Here is a 20,436-nt window from a genome sequence, read left to right as displayed (position 1 = left end):
CTTTTGCTTTTCCAGTTGAAGAAAGCCAGAAAGAAAGCCAGAAACGGAGTGAAGAAATGCAATATTCAAACAATACAACTCGACGTACCTTGATCGCGGTGGCTGTGTTCGCGCTGCTCGGTGCCGGCCTGGCCGCTTCGCTGCTTCGTCCGCACGGGGGCGAGGCCCAGGCGGTGACGGCGCCTGCAGCGCCGGCCGTGGACGTGGCCACGGTGATCGGCAAGACCATCACCGAATGGGATGAATTCTCCGGCCGACTGGAGGCTGTGGATCGCGTGGAGATACGCCCGCGCGTCTCGGGCACCATCGAGGCGGTGCACTTCCGCGAAGGGGCGCTGGTGAAGAAGGGCGATCCGCTGTTCACCATCGATCCGCGTCCCTACGCCGCGGAAGTGGCGCGCGCCGAGGCGGCACTCGCCGCCGCCCAGGTGCGCGCAACGCATGCGCAGACCGAGCAGGCGCGCGCCCAGCGGCTGCTGCAGGACAACGCCGTGTCGCGCCGCGAGTTCGACGAGCGCGACAACGGCGCGCGCGAAGCCAGCGCCAATGTGCGTGCCGCGCAGGCCGAGCTGGAAGCGGCGCGGCTCAACCTGGCCTACACGCGCATCACGTCGCCGGTGACGGGGCGCGTATCGCGCGCCGAGATCACGGTCGGCAACCTGGTGGCGGCGGGCGCAACGTCGCCGGCGCTGACCACCGTGGTGTCGGTATCGCCGGTGTACGCCAGCTTCGAGATCGACGAGCAGAGCTATCTGCGCTACACGGCGCCGGGCGCCGGCGGCGGCCAGGCCAACCTGCCGGTCTTCCTCGGCCTCGCCGATGAAAGCGGGCATCCGCATCAGGGCCGCATCCAGTCGGTCGACAACCGGCTCGATCCGAAGAGCGGCACCATCCGCGTGCGCGCGGTGTTCGACAACGACGACGGGCGCCTGCTGCCCGGCCTGTACGCGCGCATCAAGTTCGGTGGCGGCGCGCCGCATGCCGCGGTGCTGGTCAACGACCGCGCGGTCGGCACCGACCAGGGCAAGAAGTTCGTGCTGGTGGTGGGCCGCGACAACAAGCTGATCTACCGCGAGGTGGAACTCGGCCCGGCCTACGAGGGCCTGCGCGTGATCCGCAAGGGCCTGGCGCCGGGCGAGACCATCGCCGTGAACGGGCTGCAGCGTGTGCGGCCGGGCGACTCGGTGGCGCCCAAGCCGGTGGCGATGGCGTACAAGCGCGAGGTGGAGCCGCGTAGGGAGGCGGCTGATCGCAAGCAGGCGCAGGCCGGGGTGGCGGTGGAGAAGCTGGCGGCTGAGCCCGCAGCGGGAGCGCCGGGCTCGCGGGGCGAGATCAAGCCGGTGAGTTGAGGCCGGCACGGGCTGGTGGTTTGCTCCCCTCTCCCATAAATGGGAGAGGGGAGCAAACCATTGGCCGGTTTTCGGCGCCGCTGAGTTGCTGAAGCGCCAAGCCGCCACACCGCCTTACAAGTTTTTCACGCGTCCCCTGACATATGGATGGCGCCCGCCCGCGGGCCGCCAGGGGCGCGTGTTTGCCGCTTTCACGAGATTTAGCCGAGACCAAGATGAATCTCTCGAAATTCTTTATCGACCGCCCGATCTTCGCGGGTGTGTTATCGGTGCTGATCTTCCTGGTCGGCGCCATCTCAATGTTCAAGCTGCCGATCTCGGAGTATCCCGAGGTCGTGCCGCCTTCCGTGGTGGTGCGTGCCCAGTACCCGGGCGCCAACCCCAAGGTGATTGCCGAGACGGTGGCTTCGCCGCTGGAAGAGCAGATCAACGGCGTGGAAGACATGCTTTACATGTCCTCGCAGGCCAACAGCGACGGCGTGCTGACGCTGACCGTCACCTTCAAGCTCGGCACCGATCCCGACAAGGCGCAGCAGCTCGTGCAGAACCGCGTGGCGCAGGCCGAGCCGCGCCTGCCGGAGGACGTGCGCCGGCTGGGCGTGACCACCGTCAAGAGCTCGCCGGACCTGACCATGGTGGTGCACCTGGTCTCGCCCAACGGCCGCTATGACATGACCTATCTGCGCAACTATGCGGTGATCAACGTCAAGGACCGGCTGGCGCGCGTCCAGGGTGTGGGCCAGGTGCAGCTGTTCGGCTCGGGCGACTACGCCATGCGCGTGTGGCTCAACCCCGAGAAGATGGCCGAGCGCCACCTCGCCGCCTCGGACGTGGTCAAGGCCATCCGCGAGCAGAACGTACAGGTGGCGGCCGGCGTGATCGGCTCCTCGCCGGCGGTGCCCGGCGCCGACTTGCAGCTCTCGGTCAATGCCCAAGGCCGCCTGTCGACCGTCGAGGAGTTCGGCGACATCATCGTGCGCACCTCGGCCGACGGCGCCGTGACCTACCTGAAGGACATCGCGCGCATCGAGCTGGGCGCGTCGGAATACGCGCTGCGCTCGCTGCTGGACAACAAGCCGGCGGTGGCCATCCCCATCTTCCAGGCGCCGGGCTCCAACGCCATCCAGATCTCGGATGACGTGCGCAAGACCATGGACGAGCTGAAGCAGAACTTCCCGGACGGCGTCGACTACAGCATCGTCTACGACCCCACGCAGTTCGTGCGCCACTCCATCGAGGCGGTCACACACACGCTGTTCGAGGCTATCGCGCTTGTCGTGCTGGTGGTGATCCTGTTCCTGCAGACCTGGCGCGCGTCCATCATCCCGCTGCTGGCGGTGCCGGTGTCGATCGTCGGTACCTTCGGGCTGATGCATGCCTTCGGCTTCTCCATCAACGCGCTGTCGCTGTTCGGCCTGGTACTGGCCATCGGCATCGTGGTGGACGACGCCATCGTGGTGGTGGAGAACGTCGAGCGCAATATCGAGGAAGGCTTGTCACCCAAGGAGGCGACCTACAAGGCCATGCGCGAGGTCAGCGGCCCCATCATCGCCATCGCGCTGACGCTGATCGCCGTGTTCGTGCCGCTGGCCTTCATGACCGGCCTGACCGGGCAGTTCTACAAGCAGTTCGCGCTGACCATCTCGATCTCGACCATCATCTCGGCCTTCAACTCGTTGACGCTGTCGCCGGCGCTGTCCGCGCTGCTGCTGCGCGGCCACGACTCTCCCAAGGACTGGCTGTCGCGCGGCATGGAGCGTGTGCTGGGCGGCTTCTTCGCGCGCTTCAACCGCTTCTTCGGCGCCAGCGCTGAGCGCTACGGCACCGGCGTCAAGGGCGTGATCTCGCGCAAGGGCGCGGTGTTCGGCGTCTACGCGGTCATGCTGGCGCTGACCTGGGGCGTGTTCCAGATGGTGCCCAAGGGCTTCGTGCCGGCGCAGGACAAGCAGTACCTGGTGGGCTTCGCCAAGCTGCCCGATGGCGCCACCTTGGACCGCACTGAGGACGTGATCCGCCGCATGTCGGAGATCGCGCTCAAGCACCCGGGCGTGGAGTCGGCGGTGGCCTTCCCGGGCCTGTCGATCAACGGCTTCACCAACAGCCCGAGCGCCGGCATCGTGTTCGCCACGCTCAAGCCCTTCGACCAGCGCAAGGGCAAGGACATGTCGGGCGACGCCATCGCGCAGCAGCTCAATGCCAAGTACGCGGCCATCCAGGACGCCTTCATCGCCGTGTTCCCGCCGCCGCCCGTGCAGGGCCTGGGCACCATCGGCGGCTTCAAGCTGATGATCGAAGACCGCGCCGCGCTGGGCTACGATGCGCTGTTCGACGCCACCAATGCCTTTATCGGCAAGGCGCGCGCCACGCCCGAGCTGACCGGCGTGTTCAGCAACTACCAGGTCAACGTGCCGCAGCTCGACGTCAAGCTCGACCGCGTCAAGGCCAAGCAGCTCGGCGTGCCGGTGACGGATGTGTTCGACACGCTGCAGACCTACCTGGGCTCGGCCTATGTGAACGACTTCAATAAGTTCGGCCGCACCTACCAGGTCAAGGTCCAGGCCGATGCACCGTTCCGCGCCCACGCCGAGGACATCCTGCAGCTGAAGACGCGCAACGCGGCCGGCGACATGGTGCCACTGTCCTCGCTGGTGCAGGTGAAGCAAGGCTTCGGCCCGGACAGCGTGGTGCGCTACAACGGCTTCACCGCCGCCGACGTCAACGCCGGCCCGGCGCCGGGCTTCTCCTCGGGCCAGGCGCAGGCCGCGGCCGAGCGCATCGCCGCCGAGACCCTGCCCAAGGGCATTAAGTTCGAATGGACCGAGCTGACCTACCAGGACATCCTCGCCGGCAATGCGGGCGTGTGGATCTTCCCGCTGTGCGTGCTGCTGGTGTTCCTGGTGCTGGCCGCGCAGTACGAAAGCCTGACGCTGCCGCTGGCGGTGATCCTGATCGTGCCGCTGAGCCTGCTGGCGGCGATGACGGGCGTGTGGCTCACGCGCGGCGACAACAACATCTTCACGCAGATCGGTTTCATCGTGCTGGTGGGGTTGTCAGCCAAGAACGCCATCCTGATCGTGGAGTTCGCGCGCGAGCTGGAGCACCAGGGCCGCTCCATCGTGGCCGCCGCGATCGAGGCCAGCCGCCTGCGCCTGCGCCCCATCCTGATGACGTCCTTCGCCTTCATCATGGGCGTGGTGCCGCTGGTGGTCTCCACCGGCGCCGGCGCCGAGATGCGGCACGCGATGGGTGTGGCGGTGTTCGCCGGCATGCTGGGCGTGACCGTCTTCGGGCTGTTCCTGACGCCGGTGTTCTATGTGGCGCTGCGGCTGTGGGCTACGCGTGGCGAGCGGCGGGTGGTGGCGCAGAGGGCCGAACCGGTGGTTGCGGCGGTTGAGCCGAACTAGAGAGGAAAGGGCTGCCCGGCTTGCCGCGCGCAGGCACGACTTCCCTGTGAGCCAGCCGAAGCCGGTGGGATGCGCCTACAGCCGTCGCCAAGCACGAGGTCTTGGCTCCCTCTCCCCTCATGGGGAGAGGGCGGGGGAGAGGGGTGGTCTAGCACGGAGCCAGGCCCGACGAAGCCTTCGGTGTTATCCAGCACGTCGGCACCTGCAAGCGCCCGCCCTCTCCCCCAGCCCCTCTCCCATAAATGGGAGAGGGGAGCGAACCACCGGCATGCAAGCGATCGCGCTGCTACAGCCAGGCCCTGACACACGCATACGAACAACAGCATCTGAGGACCACATCATGATCCGACAACTCAACAGCTCGCTGCCCCGCCTGGCCACGCTGGCCGCCGCGCTGGTGCTGGCCGGCTGCTCGCTCGCCCCCACCTACAAGGTGCCCGAGACCGCCGCCGTGCCGGCCTTCAAGGAAGCCGAAGGCGCGCGCGCCGAGGCTGCCAACTGGAAGACCGCCACGCCGGCCGAAGGCGCCGACCGTGGCCAATGGTGGAAGATCTTCGCCGATCCCGAACTGGACCACCTCGTCGACGCCGCCACCAGCGCCAACCAGGACCTGGCCGCCGCCGCTGCGCGGCTGAAGCAGGCGCGCGCGCTGACCGGCGTGGCGGAGGCGGACCTCTATCCGCAGCTCAGCGTGGGCCTCGACCCGACGCGCGCGCAGACCTCGGCCGCCGCCAACGGCCTGCCGGATGGCACCAAGGTGCCGCCGCAGACCTTGCTGCGTGCCCGGGCCTTCGCCAGCTATGAGCTCGACCTGTTCGGCCGCGTCGCCAGCAATACACAGGCAGCGCGCGCCGAAGGCGAGGCCGAAGCAGACCTGTATCGCTCGGTCCAGCTCGCTCTGCAGGCCGACGTGGCCCAGGCCTATTTCGCCCTGCGCACGCTGGACAGCGAGCGCGAGCTGCTGCAGGCCACGGTGGCGCTGCGCGAAGACGCGCTCAAACTGCTCAAGCGCCGCTTTGACGCCGGCGAGACGACGGACCTGGACCCGGCTCGCGCTGAGGCCGAACTGGGCACCGCGCGCGCCGACCTGGCGGGCATCGAGCGCCGCCGCGCCAACCAGGAGCACGCGCTGGCGGTGCTGACCGGCTTGCCGCCGGCCGCCTTCTCCATGCCGCCGCGCCCGTTCGACACGCAGCCGGTGGCAATTCCGGCCGGCCTGCCGTCCGACCTGCTCGAGCGTCGCCCGGACATCGCCCAGGCCGAGCGGCTGATGGCCGCGGCCAATGCCCGCATCGGCGTGGCCAAGGCCGCCTTCTTCCCGCGCATCACACTGACCGGCCTGTTCGGCTTCGAGTCCGGCGACCTCTCCCACCTGTTCCGCTGGTCGTCCACCGTGTGGGCGCTCGGTCCGCTGATCGGCTCCACCATCGCCATGCCCATCCTCGACGGCGGGCGCAATAGCGCCAACCTGGCGGCCGCACGCGCCCAGCACGAGGAAAGCGTGGCGCGCTACCGGCAGACCGTGCTGGTGGCCTTCCGCGACGTGGAAGACAGCCTGGCCGACAGCCGCTGGCTGAGCCAACAGGCGCAGGCATTGGACAGCGCGCTGACCGGCGCGCGGCGCGCGCAGCGCATCTCGCGCAGCCGCTACGATGCCGGCGCGGTGGACTACCTCACCGTGATCGACGCCGACCGCACGGTGCTGCAGGCACAGCGCGAAGCCAACCAGGTGGCGGGGCTGCGCGCCGCGGCGACGGTGTCGCTGGTGCGCAGCCTGGGCGGCGGCTGGGGTACGCCTGGCGGCAGCGCGGTGCCGGTGGCCAGCGTGGCGCCGGTCGGGCCGGAAGCCCGTTGAAGCTCGTCGGGAGGGTGGCGGCCTCTGCTGCCTCGGCAGGACGTGATTCCGTTCCGCGATGTGGCCTCCATCCACCTTCCCGCATGGCGTGGCAGGTGGGGACCGATTTCGGCGGATAGGCGGCTGCGAGCCCGCTTTGAATCCAGCTCAGCGCATCGGCTGCGAAATGGCCCATAGACCATCGAACATCGCCGCATACAGGGTCGCGAAATCGTGGCTCTGGATGATGAGGCCGTAGTCCTCCCGCTTGGAGGACAGCATGACGACCTTGTCGTCGTAGACATAGGTCGTCATCGCCAGCGTGATGTGTTCAGGAGCGTAGCGCAGCTCGCGCAACTGCTGATCGGCGTGCGGCCACAGCGAATCGATGTCCTGCGACGACGAGCGCAGCACCTGCAGCCGGATGCCTGCCTGCACGCGCTTGGAGATGTATTCCTCCATGCCGACGCTGCCGACCGACTCCAGCAGTTGGGCGGCGGACAGCACGCCCCGCAGATGCTTCGACTGCGCCGTCAGGGTGTCCCACAGCACCGTGCGCACCGCATCCTGTCCCTCGTAGAAGCGGATTTCCGGCTTGGTGCGGGAGCTGTTGTACAGCGAGCGGAGTTGCGGCATCAGCTCGGCCAGCGTGCGCTGCCGAGCTTCCAGTCGCCGCATCAGTACGTTGGGATCCTCCGGCACGACGAAGCGCTTGTCCTCCCGGTCGACCAGCAGCACCAATCCTTCTTCCTGCAGCCGCTCGATCACGCTGTATGCCGTGGTGCGGCCGAGGCCGGCCCGGGTGGCCACCTGGTTGACGGTGGCTTCGCCGAGCTCCAGCGATGCCATGTAGGCGTTGTACAACTTGCCCCGGATTCCAAGTTGATGCATCGCGAGTTCCAGATCCATGGCTGTCCTTTTGTTTTGACAAACGCTGTCTTCAGAAAACAAAAAACATTATAAATCAATGAATTAGTTTGTCCATAGATTTGGACATACGCGTTGACACCGGCGAGGGCGCTGGCCATAATCTGCGGCATGCCAGGTGTCCGCCACGATGCGGGCACCACGACAGGAGACAAGAGCATGACCTTCTCGCCGCCAAAGCCGGGCTGAGCTTCCTAGCCCGGCGGCAATCCGCCCACGGCCCTTGCCCGGATCGGCGGGGCCGCGCCCGCATCCACCCGCACCGAATCGTTGCCAGTCCGCCTTCGCTACGCGCAGGGCGTGGGGGCGCTCGTCCCTGCGCACGCAGCCGGCGGTTTCTGCGGAATGGCACGCCCCCATGGAATCGAAGGAGCCCATCCCCTTGGAACAGAACGACAAGCTCTGGAGCCTGATCGAGCAACGACTCGAGGCCTCGCCCGACGCCACCGCCTTCATCGAAGGCGAGCGCACCATCACCGTCGCGCAATTCCACGCGCAGTGCAGGCAGGCCCTGGCGTGGCTGCAGGCGCAGGGCGTGCGCCGCGGCGACCGGGTTGCGGTCTGGCTGGTGAACCGCACTGAATGGCTGGCGCTGCTGTTTGCGCTGGCGCGCCTGGGCGCCGTGCTCGTCTCGGTCAACACGCGCTATCGCAGCGAGGAGGTCAGCCATATCCTCGGCAAGAGCGGGGCCCGGCTCTTGGTCTGCCAGCCGGGCTTTCGCAAGATCGACTTCGCCGACATCCTGCGCGGCATCGCTCCGGATGCCTTGCCGGCGCTGGAGGGCATCGTGGTCGTCGATGCCGGCGACGACACCGCCGGCACGCTGCTCGGGCGTCCCGTTGCCCGCTTTCCGGGCCATGATGATGGCGCGTGCGCCGGTAGCGCGCCGGCAGCGGACAGCTCCGACCCCGGCGAGGCGGCCATCCTGTTCACGACGTCGGGCACGACCAAGGGGCCCAAGCTGGTGATGCACCCGCAGCGCACGCTGGTCGACCACGCGCGCCGCTGCGCCCGCGCCTACGGGCTGGACCAGCCGGATGCGGTCCTGCTCGCGATGCTGCCGTTCTGCGGCGTGTTCGGCTTGAACGGGGTGCTGGCGGCGTTCGCCGCTGGCGCGCCGGCCGTGCTGATGGACGCCTTCGACGGCGAGGCCGCGGCCGGCCTGGCGCAGCGCCATCGCGTCACCCACACCTTCGGCAGCGACGAGATGTACCAGCGCATGGCCGAAGCGGCCGAGGGCGAGCGGCCGTTCCCCGCCGCGCGGCTGTTCGGCTTCGGCGCCTTCACTTCGAGCTTTGGCGAGGATGCGCGCCAGGCGTGGTCGCGCGGCATTCCGCTGGTCGGGCTCTACGGCAGCAGCGAGGTGCTGGCCTTGTTCGCGAGCCAGCCGCTGGAGCTGCCGCTGGAGGCTCGCATCGAGGGCGGCGGCCGGCCGGTGGCCGCCGCGCTGGCGCAGGTGCGCGTGCGGGACACGGAGAGCGGCGAGCTGCTGCCGCCCGGGCGCTCGGGGGAGCTGGAGATCCTCGCCCCGAGCAATTTCCTGGGCTACTTCAACGACCCGCAGGCGACGGCGTCCGTGGTGCTGCCGGATGGCTTCTTCCGCACTGGCGACCTCGGCCACCTGCGCGACGACGGCACCTTCGTCTACGAGACGCGCATGGGGGATGCGATACGCCTGGGCGGGTTCCTGGTCAACCCGGTCGAGATCGAGGCGGTGCTCAAGCGCTTCGACAGCGTGGCCGACGCGCAGGTCGTCGCGGTAGAGATCGAGGGCCGCATGCGCGTGGTGGCGTTCGTCATTCCGCGCCCCGGGTGCATGCCGGCGGAGGCCGACCTGATCGCGCAGATGGCCGCGCAGACGGCGTCTTTCAAGGTGCCGGCGCGCATCTGGTTGGTCGACCAGTACCCGGTTACGCAGAGCTCGAACGGCGTCAAGACACAACGCAACAAGCTACGTGACATGGCCATCGAGCGCCTGGCGCAGGGCTGAACGCGCCGCGTGCGCACCCACCGCAGATTCCAAGGAAACACCATGTCCCATTCCTACTACTTCGAAGACTTCGAGGTCGGCCAGGTCTTCGAAAGCACGGCGAGGACCGTCACCGAAACCGACCTGACCATGTTCTCCATGCTCTCGGGCGACTGGAACCCCATCCATGCCGACGCCGAGTTCGCCGCCCAGACCCGCTTCGGCCAGCGCGTGGTGCATGGCACGCTGGGCATCGCGATGGCCACCGGGATGATGCACCAGCTCGGCATCTTCGAGCGCACCGTGGTGGCCATGATGTCGCTCAGCAACTGGCGCTTCGTCGCACCCATGCTCGTCGGCCAGACGCTGCACCTGCGCCTGGGCATCCTGGAGAAGGAGGCCGGCACGAGCCAACGCGTCGGGCGCATCAACCGCAGCCTGCAATTGCTCGACCAGCATGGCGCGGTCGTGCAGGACGGCGTCAGCGACGTGCTGGTGCTCAAGCGCGGCGCGGCCTGACGCCGGCGCGGATCACGAACAACGACAACGACAACGACAAGAGGAGACATCCATGCACAGCCTGACCAGCTTTTTCACCGAACTGATGCGCAAGTACCTGCCCGATCCCTTCGTGTTCGCGATCGGCTTGACCATCCTGACCATGGGACTGGCCATCGTGGTCGAGCAGCAGAGCCTGCTCGCGACCGTCGACAACTGGGGCGCGGGCTTCTGGAACCTGCTCGGCTTCACCACGCAGATGGCCGTCATCCTCGTGATGGGCTACGTGCTGGCGCGCGCGCCGCTGGTCGACGCGCTGTTGTCGGCGCTGGTCAGCCGGGTGCAGCGCCCGGCCACGGCGGTCGTGGTCGCCACGCTGGTCGGCGGCGTGGCCAGCTACATCAACTGGGGATTCGGGCTGGTGGTCGGCGGCATCGTCGCCAAGAAGCTCGCGCTGAAGCTGCGCGACGTGCACTACCCGCTGATCATCGCCTCGGCCTACAGCGGCTTCACGCTCTACGGCATCGGCCTGTCGGCGACGATTCCCATCGTGATCTCCACCAAGGGGCACGCACTCGCGGACGCGATGGGCGTCATTCCGCTGCGCGAGACCATCTTCTCCGCGCCCATGCTGCTGGCCGGCCTGGTGCTGCTGGTCACGCTGCCGATCCTGAACGTGATGATGCTGCCGCGCCGCCGCGACCAGGTGGTGCCGATCGACCCCGCGCTGGCGCCGGCCGAGCGCGGCGCCGCCGGTGCGCCGGCGGCGGCCCCCGCGGGTGGCAGGACGCTGGCTCAGCGCCTCAACGAAAGCTGGCTGCTCAGCCTTGCTATCGGCGCCGTGGCGGCGATCTACCTCTATCGCTACTTCGCGGCCGGCAAGGCGTTCGACGTCAACATCATCAACTTCATCATCCTGTTCGCGGGCGTCGTGCTGCTCGGCACGCCCGCGCGCTATGTCGAGATGCTGAACGAGGGCATCAAGGCCGTCGGCGGCGTGATCCTGCAGTACCCGTTCTATGCGGGCCTGATGGCCATCATGGCGGGCAGCGGGCTGGTCGAGAGCATCTCGCATGCCTTCGTCGACATCTCCACGCCGCACACGCTGACGCTGTGGGGCATCGTCAGCTCGTTCCTGATCAACTTCTTCGCGCCCTCGGCGGGCGGCCACTGGGTAGTGCAGGGGCCCTTCATGATCGCGGCGGCGCATTCGCTGGGCGCGCCGCTGAACCAGACCGCGATGGCCGTGATGCTGGGCAACGCCTGGAACGACCTGGTCCAGCCGTTCTGGCTGCTGCCGGCGCTGGCGCTGTCGCGCCTGCACCTGAAGGACATCATGGGCTACACCGTCGTCCACATGCTGTGGGTGGGCGCGGTGTACATCGTCACCTTGCTGATCTGGGCGCGGCTCGGCTGAGCCCGCGCTCCCCTGGTTTTCCTGCTTCCCCCGCTTCCATGCAACCGCCGCGAGACCCGCGCTTTTCCGTCGATATCACCATGTCTGAGATTTCCCATATCCCGCCCGTCCTGCGCGAGCTCGCACTGCCCGTGATCGCCTCGCCGATGTTCACCGTCAGCTATCCGGAACTGGTGCTGGCGCAATGCAAGGCAGGCATCGTCGGCTCGTTCCCGGCCCTCAACGCCCGCCAGCCCGAGCTGCTCGACACCTGGCTGGGCGACATGAAGCGGGAGCTGGACGCCTTCAAGTCAGCCAACCCCGGCGCAACCGTCGGCCCCATCGCCGTCAACCAGATCGTCCATGCCTCCAACGTCCGGCTGGAGAAGGATGTGGAGACCTGCATCAAGCACCAGGTTCCCATTCTGATCACCTCGCTGCGCGCGCCGGTGCGCGAGATCATCGATGCCGTGCATGCGTACGGCGGCATCGTGCTGCACGATGTCATCAACCTGCGCCATGCGCGCAAGGCGCTGGACGCGGGGGTCGACGGCCTTATCGTGGTGGCCGCAGGCGCGGGCGGCCATGGCGGCACGCTTTCGCCGATGGCGCTGGTGGGCGAAGTCCGGCGCATCTTCCGCGGCCCGGTCGCGCTGTCCGGCGCCATTGCGACGGGCGACGCCATCCTGGCGGCGCAGGCGATGGGCGCGGATTTCGCCTACATGGGCACGCGCTTCATCGCCAGCGAGGAAGCCAATGCCAGCGCTGCCTACAAGCAGGCGCTGCTGCGCGCCAGCGCGGCTGACATCGTCTACACCAACCTGTTCTCCGGCGTCCACGGCAACTATGTCCGCGAGAGCATCGAGCTGGCCGGGCTCGATCCGGACCGCCTCGACGTTGCCGACAAGAGCCTCATGAGCTTCGCGGACGGGCGCTCGAAGGCCAAGGCCTGGAAGGACATCTGGGGCGCGGGGCACGGCGTGGGGCAGATCGGCGACATGCCTCCGGTGCGCGAGATCGTTGCGCGCCTCGCGACCGAGTACCGGCAGGCGAAGGCCCGCATCGCCGCACTGTAAGCGCGGCGCCGGCGCCATGCTCAGGCCGCCGGGTGTAAGCGGACCCCGGCGCGCTTCTAAGCCGCCCCGCTCGCCGCCGTACTGCTCAGGATTTCACCGATCTGCGCCGCCGTGTTCAACACGGCCGCAGACAGCTCTTCCAGCCGCTCCACGGACATGCGTTCCGTCGGCCCGCTGATGCCGACCGCGGCAACGGCCGAACCATCGCTCACCAGGACGGGAGCCGAAACCGAGTTCACATTGACCCGCCAACCGCTGATCGAGATGGCATAGCCCTTGCGGAAGATCTCACCCAGCTCGGCCATGACGGTCTCCAGCTCGAGCTGCGCGGCCTGCGGGTGCGTGCGGATCAGTTCGGCGACGATTTCGCGGGCCTTGGGGCTGTGGGCCAGCAGGGCCCGGCCGGACGCAGGGAAGACGGCCGGGATGCGGCCGCCGGCCTGGGTCGCCGTCCGGATCGGGTAATTGGCGCTGATGGATTCCAGATACAGGATATCCGTGTCGACCAGCACCGACAGGTGCACATTCTCCTGGTACTGCTGGTGCAGCATGCGCATGAAGGGCAGGGCCACCCGCTTGATCGCATTGCGGCCCGCGACCTTCATGCCGAACTCCCAGGTCTTGAGCGTGGGCGAGTAGCGACTGGTCTCCGGGTGCTGCTGTACGTAGCCGAGTGCCCGCAGCGTCTGCAGCAGCCGATGCACATTGCTCTTCTGCAAGTCCAGTTGCTGGGCGATCGCCGAGACCCCGAGGGGCTGCTCCGAGCTTGCCAGCAATTCCATCAGTGAGAACACCTTGACGATGGTCCGGTCCAGGACAGGGCTCTTCGGTTGACCGGATGGTTCCGGGCTGAACGGCTCTTCGGGTAGCTCCAACTGCAGATTCTCCGTGGTTTTCATTGCGAGGCGTGCCGGCGCACGCTGGAATGATCTTACCTCGTCCTGACCCTTGTTTTTGTGCAACGCATTCAAGGGAAAACCCCTGGAACAGTTTGATGGAATCACGCCTTCTCCTGCTTTAGAATGATTTCACGTTCCAAATAGTAGAACAGCGTAACCTAATAGGGAACATAGTTCTGCTTTTAAGGATGGAGGCAGATGTGAGGATCAAGCTGCATTTCTGTGGGCGACTGATCGCGACCCTGTTCGCCTTGCTGGCCGCCACGAGCGCCGCTGCCGCGGCCTATCCGGACCGGCCGATCAAGCTGGTCGTGCCATACCCGCCCGGTGCGTCGACCGACAACCTGGCGCGGATGGTCGGGTTGGAACTGGGGAAGACGCTTGGCCAGCCCGTCGTGGTGGAGAATCGCCCGGGCGGAGAAACCACCATCGGCACCGGCGTGGTGAAGCGTGCGGCGGCGGACGGCTACACGCTGCTGCTCCAGAGCGGCAGCCTGATGACGGCACTTTCCAGCGTGAAGCGCCCGGGCTATGCACTGTCGGATTTCACGCCGATCAGCCCGCTGACCAAGACGGCATTTGTCCTGCTGATCCCGGCGGACCTGCCCGTGAAGTCGCTGGATGACTACTTCGCCTACGCCCGGCGGCAACCGTCATCCATGAACCACGGCACGCTGGGTTCGGGCGCGTCCGTCTACAAGGTGTTGGGCGACGCGATGCAGCGGGCAGGCCGGTTCACCTGGACGGACGTGCCGTACAAGGGTGGCATGGAGGGCGTGCAGGCTGTCATCTCCGGGGAGATTCAGGCCTATCTCGCCACGGTATCCCTGGCGGTTGCCCAGCGCAGCCAGCCGCGCCTGCGGCTGATGGCGGTCAGCGATGTGCATCGCAGCGCCTTCCTTCCCGACGTGCCCACCTTCGCCGAACTGGGCTATCCGGACGTGGTGGGCAGCAGCCTGTACGGCCTCTACGTCAGGTCCGACACGCCAGCCGGCATCCAGGCTGTGCTGGCGCGCGCGATGCAGAAGGTGATGGATTCCGAGGCGGTCAAGCAGAGCATGGCATCGCTGTCCCTGGACCCCTATCGCGGCACGCTGGACGACTTCCGCAAAGAAACGCGCGAGGTCGAACAACGGTTCCACGACGATGCGCAGCGCCTCGGCCTGCAACCCCGATGAAGTCGCAACCGAAGTCGCAACCGAAGCCGCAACCGAAGCCGCAACCGAAGCCGCAACCGGATCCCGAGATGAACGATAACAAGACAGCGCTGCCGCCATTGAACGGTGTGGTCGTCCTCGACCTGACACAGATCTACAACGGGCCCTACGCCACGTTCCTGATGGCGCAGGCCGGCGCCACCATCATCAAGATCGAGCCGCCCGCCGGAGAACTGCTGCGCAAGCGGGAGCGCTCCAAGGGTGTGGCCGAGCCCTTCGCGGTGCTCAACTGCAACAAGCAGAGCGTCGTGCTGAACCTGCGCATCCCCGAGGCCCGCCAAGCGCTGCTGAAGCTGGTCGAAGGCGCCGACGTCATCGTGGAGAACTTCGCGCCGGGCGTCATGCAGCGGCTGGGCCTGGGGCACGAAACGCTGCGCGCAGCCAACCCCGGCATCATCATCGCATCGAGCTCCGGCTATGGCAGCGTGGGTCCCTACCGCGACTACCCGGCCATGGATCTGACGGTGCAGGCCATGGCCGGTGTGATGGGGATCACGGGCGAGGCCGGCGGGCCGCCACTGAAGGCGGGGCCGGCGCTCTGCGACTTTTTCGCCGGCGTGCACCTGTACGGCGCGATCGTCACCGCGCTCTATGAGCGCGCGGCTACCGGCAAGGCCGGCACGGTCGAGGTTTCGATGCTGAGCGCGGTCTATCCCAGCCTGCTTTCCAGCCTGGGGCTGCATCAGCGCGGCGACCGCGGCTGCAAGCGCACCGGCAATCGCCACGGCGGCCTGACCATGGCGCCCTACAACGTCTATCCGACCGCCGACGGCGAGATCGCCATCCTGACCGCCAACGACGGCCACTGGACCGCGCTGACCCAGGCGCTGGAGCGCGAGCACTGGCAGTCCGACCCCCGCTTCGCTACCCGCGCCGCGCGCATCGCGAACATGGAGGCGCTGGACCATGCCGTCGGGGAGCGTACCTGCGCGTTCTCCAAGGAGGCATTGTTCGCCTTGCTGATCCAGCACCGCGTGCCGTGCGCGCCGGTGCGCGAGCTCGATGAAGTCATCAACGATCCGCATCTGCACGCCACGGGCATGCTGCGCTGGCAGCAGCATCCTCAATACGGCGAGATGCTGGCGCATGGCAGTCCGCTCGTCTTCCAGGACCGCGATACGCCCGCCTATGTGCCGAGCGCGCCCTTGGGCGCCGATACGGACGAGGTCCTGGCACGTATGGCCGGAATGACCCGCGACAACATCGAGGCGTTGCGCGAGCAGGGCGCACTGAGCTAGCGCCTGCCCGGTCCCTCCACTTTGCCTGCGCCCGCTGCCGTGACGGGCGCGCCCATCCATCAGGAGCATCCCATGAGTGCACACAACGCCGGCTTGCCGGAAGAGCTGATCCAGATACGCGATACCACCCGGCGCTTCATGCGCGAGAAGGTGCGCCCCGCGGAAGACAAGGTCCCGCACGATGCCTTCAGCCTGCCGCCCGAGCTGCTGCAGCCTCTCCAGGAACAGGCCAGGAAAATGGGGCTATGGGCCGTGCGCGCCCCGGTGGAGTATGGCGGCGGGGGCATGAGCCTGCTGGCAACCGCGGTGATCGCGGAAGAGACCGCGCGCTGCCGCATGGGCGCCTATATCCCGGCCTGTGGCGCCACCGGCTCGAATCCGCCAGCGCCCATCCTGCTGGGCACGCGTGAGCAGATCGAGCGCTTCGCCGTGCCCGCGATCCGCGATGGACGCAAGGCCTTCGTGGCGATCAGCGAGGCGTCCGGCGGCTCCGATCCCGCGCGGTCGATCCGTACCCGGGCTGTGCGCCGGGGCGATCGTTACCTGCTCAATGGCGCCAAGATGTGGATCACCGGTGCTGCCAGTGCCGATTGGGGCCTGGTCTTTGCGCGCACCGGCGAACAGGGGCAGCGCGGCGGCATCACCTGCTTCATCATCGAGGGCAAGCCGAAAGGGATGGAATGCCGCGAGATTCCTGTCATCCGCTCGTGGTCGCCGTACGAGGTCGTGCTGGAGGACGTGGAAGTGCCGGTCGAGCACCGCCTGGGAGAAGAGGGCCAGGGTTTCGCGCTGTGCGAGAAATGGCTGGTGGAAGGCCGCGTGCCCTATGCGGCCGGCACCATCGGCATCGCACAGGAGGCCTTGCAGATCGCCATCGATTGGGCGCGCGAGCGCGAGACCTTCCGCAGCAAGCTGGCTGACAAGCAGGCGATCCAGTGGATGATTGCCGATAGCGAGATGGAACTGCGCCAGGCGCGCCTGCTGGTGTACGAGGCCGCGCAGCGCGGCGACGCCGGCCTCGACTTCAAGACCGAGGCATCGATCGCCAAGGTGGTGGCAACGGAAACGGCGGGAAGAGTGGTGGACCGCTGCATCCAGATCCTCGGCGGCATGGGCGTGTCGAAGGAGCTGCCGCTGGAGCGCTGGTACCGCGAGTTGCGCATCAAGCGGATCGGGGAGGGCCCCTCCGAGGTGCACCGCATGGTGCTGGCGCGGGAACTGCTCTCGGGCAACTAGGAGGCCATCATGTCCATCGATTTCGACATCCTCGAGAGCGGCATCGCGTTGATCACCATCAACCGTGCGGACAGGCACAACGCCTTCGATGCCGAACACTACGCCGCGCTGTCGCAGGCGTGGCAGCGGGTGCGCGATGACACGGAAATTCGCGTGGCGGTCATCACCGGCGCGGGCGACAAGGCCTTCAGCGCCGGCGCCGACCTCAAGAGCTACGTCGGCAGGCAGTCTCCGGCCGCGGAGTTCTACCTTACCCAGAAGGACCAGTTGCTCAACCGCGGGCTGGAGGTCTGGAAGCCCGTGGTCGCCGCTGTCAACGGCTACTGCGTCGGCGGAGGGATGACGTTGCTGCTGGCCACCGACATCCGCATCGCGGCGGAGCATGCGACCTTCGGCCTGGCCGAGGTCAAGCGCGGCATCATCGCGGCCAACGGCGGCACGCAGCGCGTGGCCGCACAGTTGCCCTACGCGATCGCGATGGAGATGCTGCTGACCGGAGACCGCATCGACGCGGCCGTTGCCGAGCGCTGGGGGCTGGTCAACAAGGTGGTGCCGGCTGCGGAACTGCTCGATACCGCGATGCAGTACGCGCGGCGCATTGCCGCGAACGCACCGTTGGCGGTGCAGGCCGCCAAGGAACTGGCGGTACGCGGGCCAGACATGGGCCTGGCGGCGGGACTGCGGATGGAACAGTACGCCAACAGGTTCCTGTCCGCCACCGAGGACGCGCAGGAGGGCCGGCAGGCGTTCGCCGAGAAGCGGGTTGCCCGTTTCGCCGCGAAATGAGGAGGATGCTATGCGCGGACGATATGTGATCGCCGGCATCGGCCATACCGGATACGGCAAGCTCGGGCTGGACACCGTCACGCTGAACGCGATGGCGTGCAGCCGGGCGCTGCAGGACGCGGGCATCGAAAAGGAGCGGGTCGACGGCCTGTTCCTGAAGGTACCGACGTCTGCATCCAAGGAGATCCTGTATGGGCAGAAGGTGGCCGAGGCGCTTGGCCTGCAGCCCCGCTGGGGCGGTGCCTGGGACCAGGGAGGCGCCGCCAATATCACGCTGATCGACATGGCCATGATGGCCATCGAGACCGGGCAATGCGAGATCGCTCTGGTCTCCTATGCGGACAATCCGCGCAGCGGTTCCCGCCAGGCCTACGGGCGGCCGCGTGGCAACGAGGCGCCCTACGGCTGGTTCTCCACTGCGGCCGGCTACGCGATGATCCACAGGCGGCATGTGGCGGAGTACGGTACGGCCGAGGAAGCCTTCGGCGCGGTGGCAGTGGCCGCGCGCAAGCACGGCGCGCGCAATGAGCACGCGCAGTTGCGCAAGGAAATCAGCATGGAGGAGTACCTGGCGGCACCCTGGGTCGTGGAGCCGCTGCGGCGCGACGACTGTTGCCTGGTTTCCGACGGCGGCGCGGCGGTGGTGGTGATGAGCGCGGACACAGCAAGGCAGCTGCAGGTGGACAAGGCGGTGCCGATCCTGGGCGTGGGCGGGGCGCAGACCTCGTTCGACCTGCCGCTGCGCGGCACGCTGACCTCCACCGAGGCCGTGCGCTCGGGCCGGCTCGCCTTCGAGATGGCGGGCCTCAAGCCGGCGGATGTCGACGTGGCGCAGATCTACGACTGCTTCACGATCACGGTTCTCATGACACTCGAAGACTATGGTTTCTGCGAGAAGGGCCGGGTAGGGGAGTTCGTGCGCGATGGCCAGATCGAGATCGGCGGCAGGCTGCCCCTCAACACCAGCGGAGGCTTGCTCGCCGAGACCGGCATGCCGGGCATGCAGCTGGTCATCGAAGCCGTGCGGCAGCTGCGGGGCACGGCCGGGCTGCAGGTGCCGCACGCGAACGTCGCGCTGGTCAGCAACCAGGGCGGCGTCATGCATACCCATTCCACGCTGATACTCGGAAACTGACCATGGCCGCATCCACAACACGAACGACAGAGGCGGCAGCCGGTCCGGCGCCGGAAATCGATAGCATCAACGAGGCGTACTGGCACGCGCTGAAGCACGGCCGCCTGCTCTACCAGGGTTGCGCCTGCGGCCACCGCTGGCTGCCTCCGCGGGCGCTCTGCCCGCAATGCCTGGGCACGGACTGGAGCTGGCGCGAGGCCTGCGGGCGAGGCGAGATTGTCAGCTGGGTGGTGTACCACGTGGCCTACGACCCGGCCTTCAAGGACCGGTTACCCTACAACGTCGCCATCGTCGCACTCGAGGAAGGTCCGCGGCTGATCACGAACATCCTCGATGAGAACGATCAACTTTCCGTCGGCGCGCCGGTACGACTGGCAATAGACACCGGGCATGAAAGGCCGTTAGCGCAGTTCCGGCTGATGGCGAAATCCTGAGGAGGAAGCGATGAGACACTTGAGAAAGCTGGTCGTGGTGCTGGCCGCACTACAGTGCGTCGTAGCGCATGCTGCGGGCAGCTATCCATCCAAGCCCATTCGCCTGATCATCCCCTATGCGGCCGGTGGAACGACGGATATCCTCGGCCGGGTGCTTGCCAAGGAACTGGGTCAATCGCTCGGACAGAGCATCGTGGTGGAGAACAAGGCCGGCGCCAACTCGATGATCGGCACGTCGCAGGTGGCGCGGGCTGCTCCGGATGGCTACACGCTGCTGCTGACCTCCGACGTCGTGGTGATCAACGAGTTCCTGTACAGCCAACCTGCCTACAATGCCTTGACCGACCTGACGCCGATCGCGCCGGTCGCATCGACACCATACTTCCTGATCGTCAACAGCAAGTTGCCGGTGAAGTCGGTGGCGGACCTGGTCCAGTACGCCAAGGCGCATCCCGGCAAGGTATCCTTCGGCTCGTCGGGAACGGGCGGCACGCCGCATCTGGTGGGTGAGTTGTTCCAACTGAGGACGGGGACGAAACTGCTGCACGTGCCCTACAAGGGAACCGGCCCCGCCACCATGGATCTGGTAGCCGGCCAGGTGCAGGCCATGTTCGTCGGCATGCCGACCGTCGAGCCCTTCGTGCGCGAGGGAACGCTGCGTGTGTTGGCTGCCGCCGAGGACGAGCGCTCGCCCCAGATGCCGCAGGTCCCCACCATCAGGGAGGAGGGCTTTCCCGGTGTCGCCGCTACGAACTGGTTTGGCTTGCTGGGGCCGGCGAAGCTGCCACGTGATGTTGTCGAGCGCCTCTCCAATGCCGTTGCCGAGATCGACAAGCGGGACGACTTCCGCAAGCGCTTGGCGGGCCTGGGCGCTGAACCCATGCAAAGTACGGTTGAGGCGTTTGGTGCGCTGTACAAGTCCGATCGTGAGCGGTGGGGGCAGGTCATCCAGGCCAATCATCTGAAGCTCGAATAAGCCAGTGGCGAAGCCATCCGAATGACGATGCATGGGATGGTATCAACAGGGGATATCAAGCA

General features: G+C 67.2%; 16 protein-coding genes. 14 read left to right on the top strand and 2 right to left on the bottom strand.

Annotated elements, in window-relative coordinates:
* The first annotated feature begins 56 nt into the window (after window positions 1–56).
* From AC1Z3O_RS28975 to AC1Z3O_RS28965, 3 genes are all read left to right on the top strand, one after another.
* Window positions 57–1,349, top strand: a complete 1,293-nt coding sequence (locus AC1Z3O_RS28975; RefSeq protein WP_483519844.1) for an efflux RND transporter periplasmic adaptor subunit — start codon at window positions 57–59, stop codon at window positions 1,347–1,349.
* A gap of 215 nt (window positions 1,350–1,564) precedes the next feature.
* Entirely contained in the window at window positions 1,565–4,753 is a 3,189-nt protein-coding gene (locus AC1Z3O_RS28970; protein WP_483519842.1) for an efflux RND transporter permease subunit, read from the top strand.
* A 340-nt stretch (window positions 4,754–5,093) separates the two neighbouring features.
* Complete coding sequence (locus tag AC1Z3O_RS28965) at window positions 5,094–6,608, top strand: efflux transporter outer membrane subunit (protein WP_483519840.1); 1,515 nt, start codon at window positions 5,094–5,096, stop codon at window positions 6,606–6,608.
* Between the two features lie 147 nt (window positions 6,609–6,755).
* Here the strand turns inward: AC1Z3O_RS28965 and AC1Z3O_RS28960 are convergent, their stop codons facing one another.
* A complete protein-coding gene (locus tag AC1Z3O_RS28960; RefSeq protein WP_483519838.1) occupies window positions 6,756–7,496 on the bottom strand; it encodes a TrmB family transcriptional regulator in 741 nt (246 codons plus the stop codon).
* Window positions 7,497–7,896: 400 nt separating this feature from the next.
* On the opposite strand from AC1Z3O_RS28960, the gene AC1Z3O_RS28955 reads away from it, so the two are divergent.
* The 4 genes from AC1Z3O_RS28955 to AC1Z3O_RS28940 all read left to right on the top strand — a co-directional run bounded on the left by AC1Z3O_RS28955 (window position 7,897) and on the right by AC1Z3O_RS28940 (window position 12,453).
* The gene (locus tag AC1Z3O_RS28955; protein WP_483519836.1) at window positions 7,897–9,504 is read left to right on the top strand and encodes an AMP-binding protein; all 1,608 of its coding nucleotides are present in this window, start codon (window positions 7,897–7,899) and stop codon (window positions 9,502–9,504) included.
* Between the two features lie 42 nt (window positions 9,505–9,546).
* The gene (locus AC1Z3O_RS28950; protein ID WP_483519835.1) at window positions 9,547–10,002 is read left to right on the top strand and encodes a MaoC family dehydratase; all 456 of its coding nucleotides are present in this window, start codon (window positions 9,547–9,549) and stop codon (window positions 10,000–10,002) included.
* Window positions 10,003–10,054: 52 nt separating this feature from the next.
* On the top strand, window positions 10,055–11,398 hold the full coding sequence (locus AC1Z3O_RS28945; protein ID WP_483519834.1) for a short-chain fatty acid transporter: 1,344 nt from the start codon (window positions 10,055–10,057) through the stop codon (window positions 11,396–11,398).
* A gap of 80 nt (window positions 11,399–11,478) precedes the next feature.
* Window positions 11,479–12,453 carry an NAD(P)H-dependent flavin oxidoreductase gene (locus tag AC1Z3O_RS28940; protein ID WP_483519832.1) on the top strand — a complete coding sequence of 325 codons (975 nt, stop codon included), beginning with the start codon at window positions 11,479–11,481 and terminating at the stop codon, window positions 12,451–12,453.
* 56 nt (window positions 12,454–12,509) lie between these two features.
* Here the strand turns inward: AC1Z3O_RS28940 and AC1Z3O_RS28935 are convergent, their stop codons facing one another.
* The gene (locus AC1Z3O_RS28935; protein WP_483519830.1) at window positions 12,510–13,424 is read right to left on the bottom strand and encodes an IclR family transcriptional regulator; all 915 of its coding nucleotides are present in this window, start codon (window positions 13,422–13,424) and stop codon (window positions 12,510–12,512) included.
* A gap of 128 nt (window positions 13,425–13,552) precedes the next feature.
* On the opposite strand from AC1Z3O_RS28935, the gene AC1Z3O_RS28930 reads away from it, so the two are divergent.
* The 7 genes from AC1Z3O_RS28930 to AC1Z3O_RS28900 all read left to right on the top strand — a co-directional run bounded on the left by AC1Z3O_RS28930 (window position 13,553) and on the right by AC1Z3O_RS28900 (window position 20,374).
* Entirely contained in the window at window positions 13,553–14,530 is a 978-nt protein-coding gene (locus tag AC1Z3O_RS28930) for a tripartite tricarboxylate transporter substrate binding protein (RefSeq protein ID WP_483519828.1), read from the top strand.
* A gap of 68 nt (window positions 14,531–14,598) precedes the next feature.
* Window positions 14,599–15,807 (top strand): CaiB/BaiF CoA transferase family protein, encoded by a 1,209-nt coding sequence (locus AC1Z3O_RS28925; RefSeq protein WP_483519826.1) that lies wholly within the window; start codon window positions 14,599–14,601, stop codon window positions 15,805–15,807.
* A 72-nt stretch (window positions 15,808–15,879) separates the two neighbouring features.
* The gene (locus AC1Z3O_RS28920; RefSeq protein ID WP_483519824.1) at window positions 15,880–17,043 is read left to right on the top strand and encodes an acyl-CoA dehydrogenase family protein; all 1,164 of its coding nucleotides are present in this window, start codon (window positions 15,880–15,882) and stop codon (window positions 17,041–17,043) included.
* Between the two features lie 9 nt (window positions 17,044–17,052).
* On the top strand, window positions 17,053–17,829 hold the full coding sequence (locus tag AC1Z3O_RS28915) for an enoyl-CoA hydratase/isomerase family protein (RefSeq protein WP_483519822.1): 777 nt from the start codon (window positions 17,053–17,055) through the stop codon (window positions 17,827–17,829).
* A 10-nt stretch (window positions 17,830–17,839) separates the two neighbouring features.
* Window positions 17,840–18,964 (top strand): thiolase family protein, encoded by a 1,125-nt coding sequence (locus AC1Z3O_RS28910; RefSeq protein ID WP_483519820.1) that lies wholly within the window; start codon window positions 17,840–17,842, stop codon window positions 18,962–18,964.
* Between the two features lie 2 nt (window positions 18,965–18,966).
* Complete coding sequence (locus tag AC1Z3O_RS28905) at window positions 18,967–19,398, top strand: Zn-ribbon domain-containing OB-fold protein (RefSeq protein ID WP_483519818.1); 432 nt, start codon at window positions 18,967–18,969, stop codon at window positions 19,396–19,398.
* A gap of 19 nt (window positions 19,399–19,417) precedes the next feature.
* Window positions 19,418–20,374 (top strand): Bug family tripartite tricarboxylate transporter substrate binding protein, encoded by a 957-nt coding sequence (locus AC1Z3O_RS28900; RefSeq protein ID WP_483519816.1) that lies wholly within the window; start codon window positions 19,418–19,420, stop codon window positions 20,372–20,374.
* The last annotated feature ends 62 nt before the right edge of the window (window positions 20,375–20,436 follow it).

The organism is Cupriavidus sp. 09_S30 (genome assembly GCF_056930435.1).
Note: the sequence above shows the minus strand (reverse complement) of the source record. Positions and strands in the feature narration are given on the sequence as shown.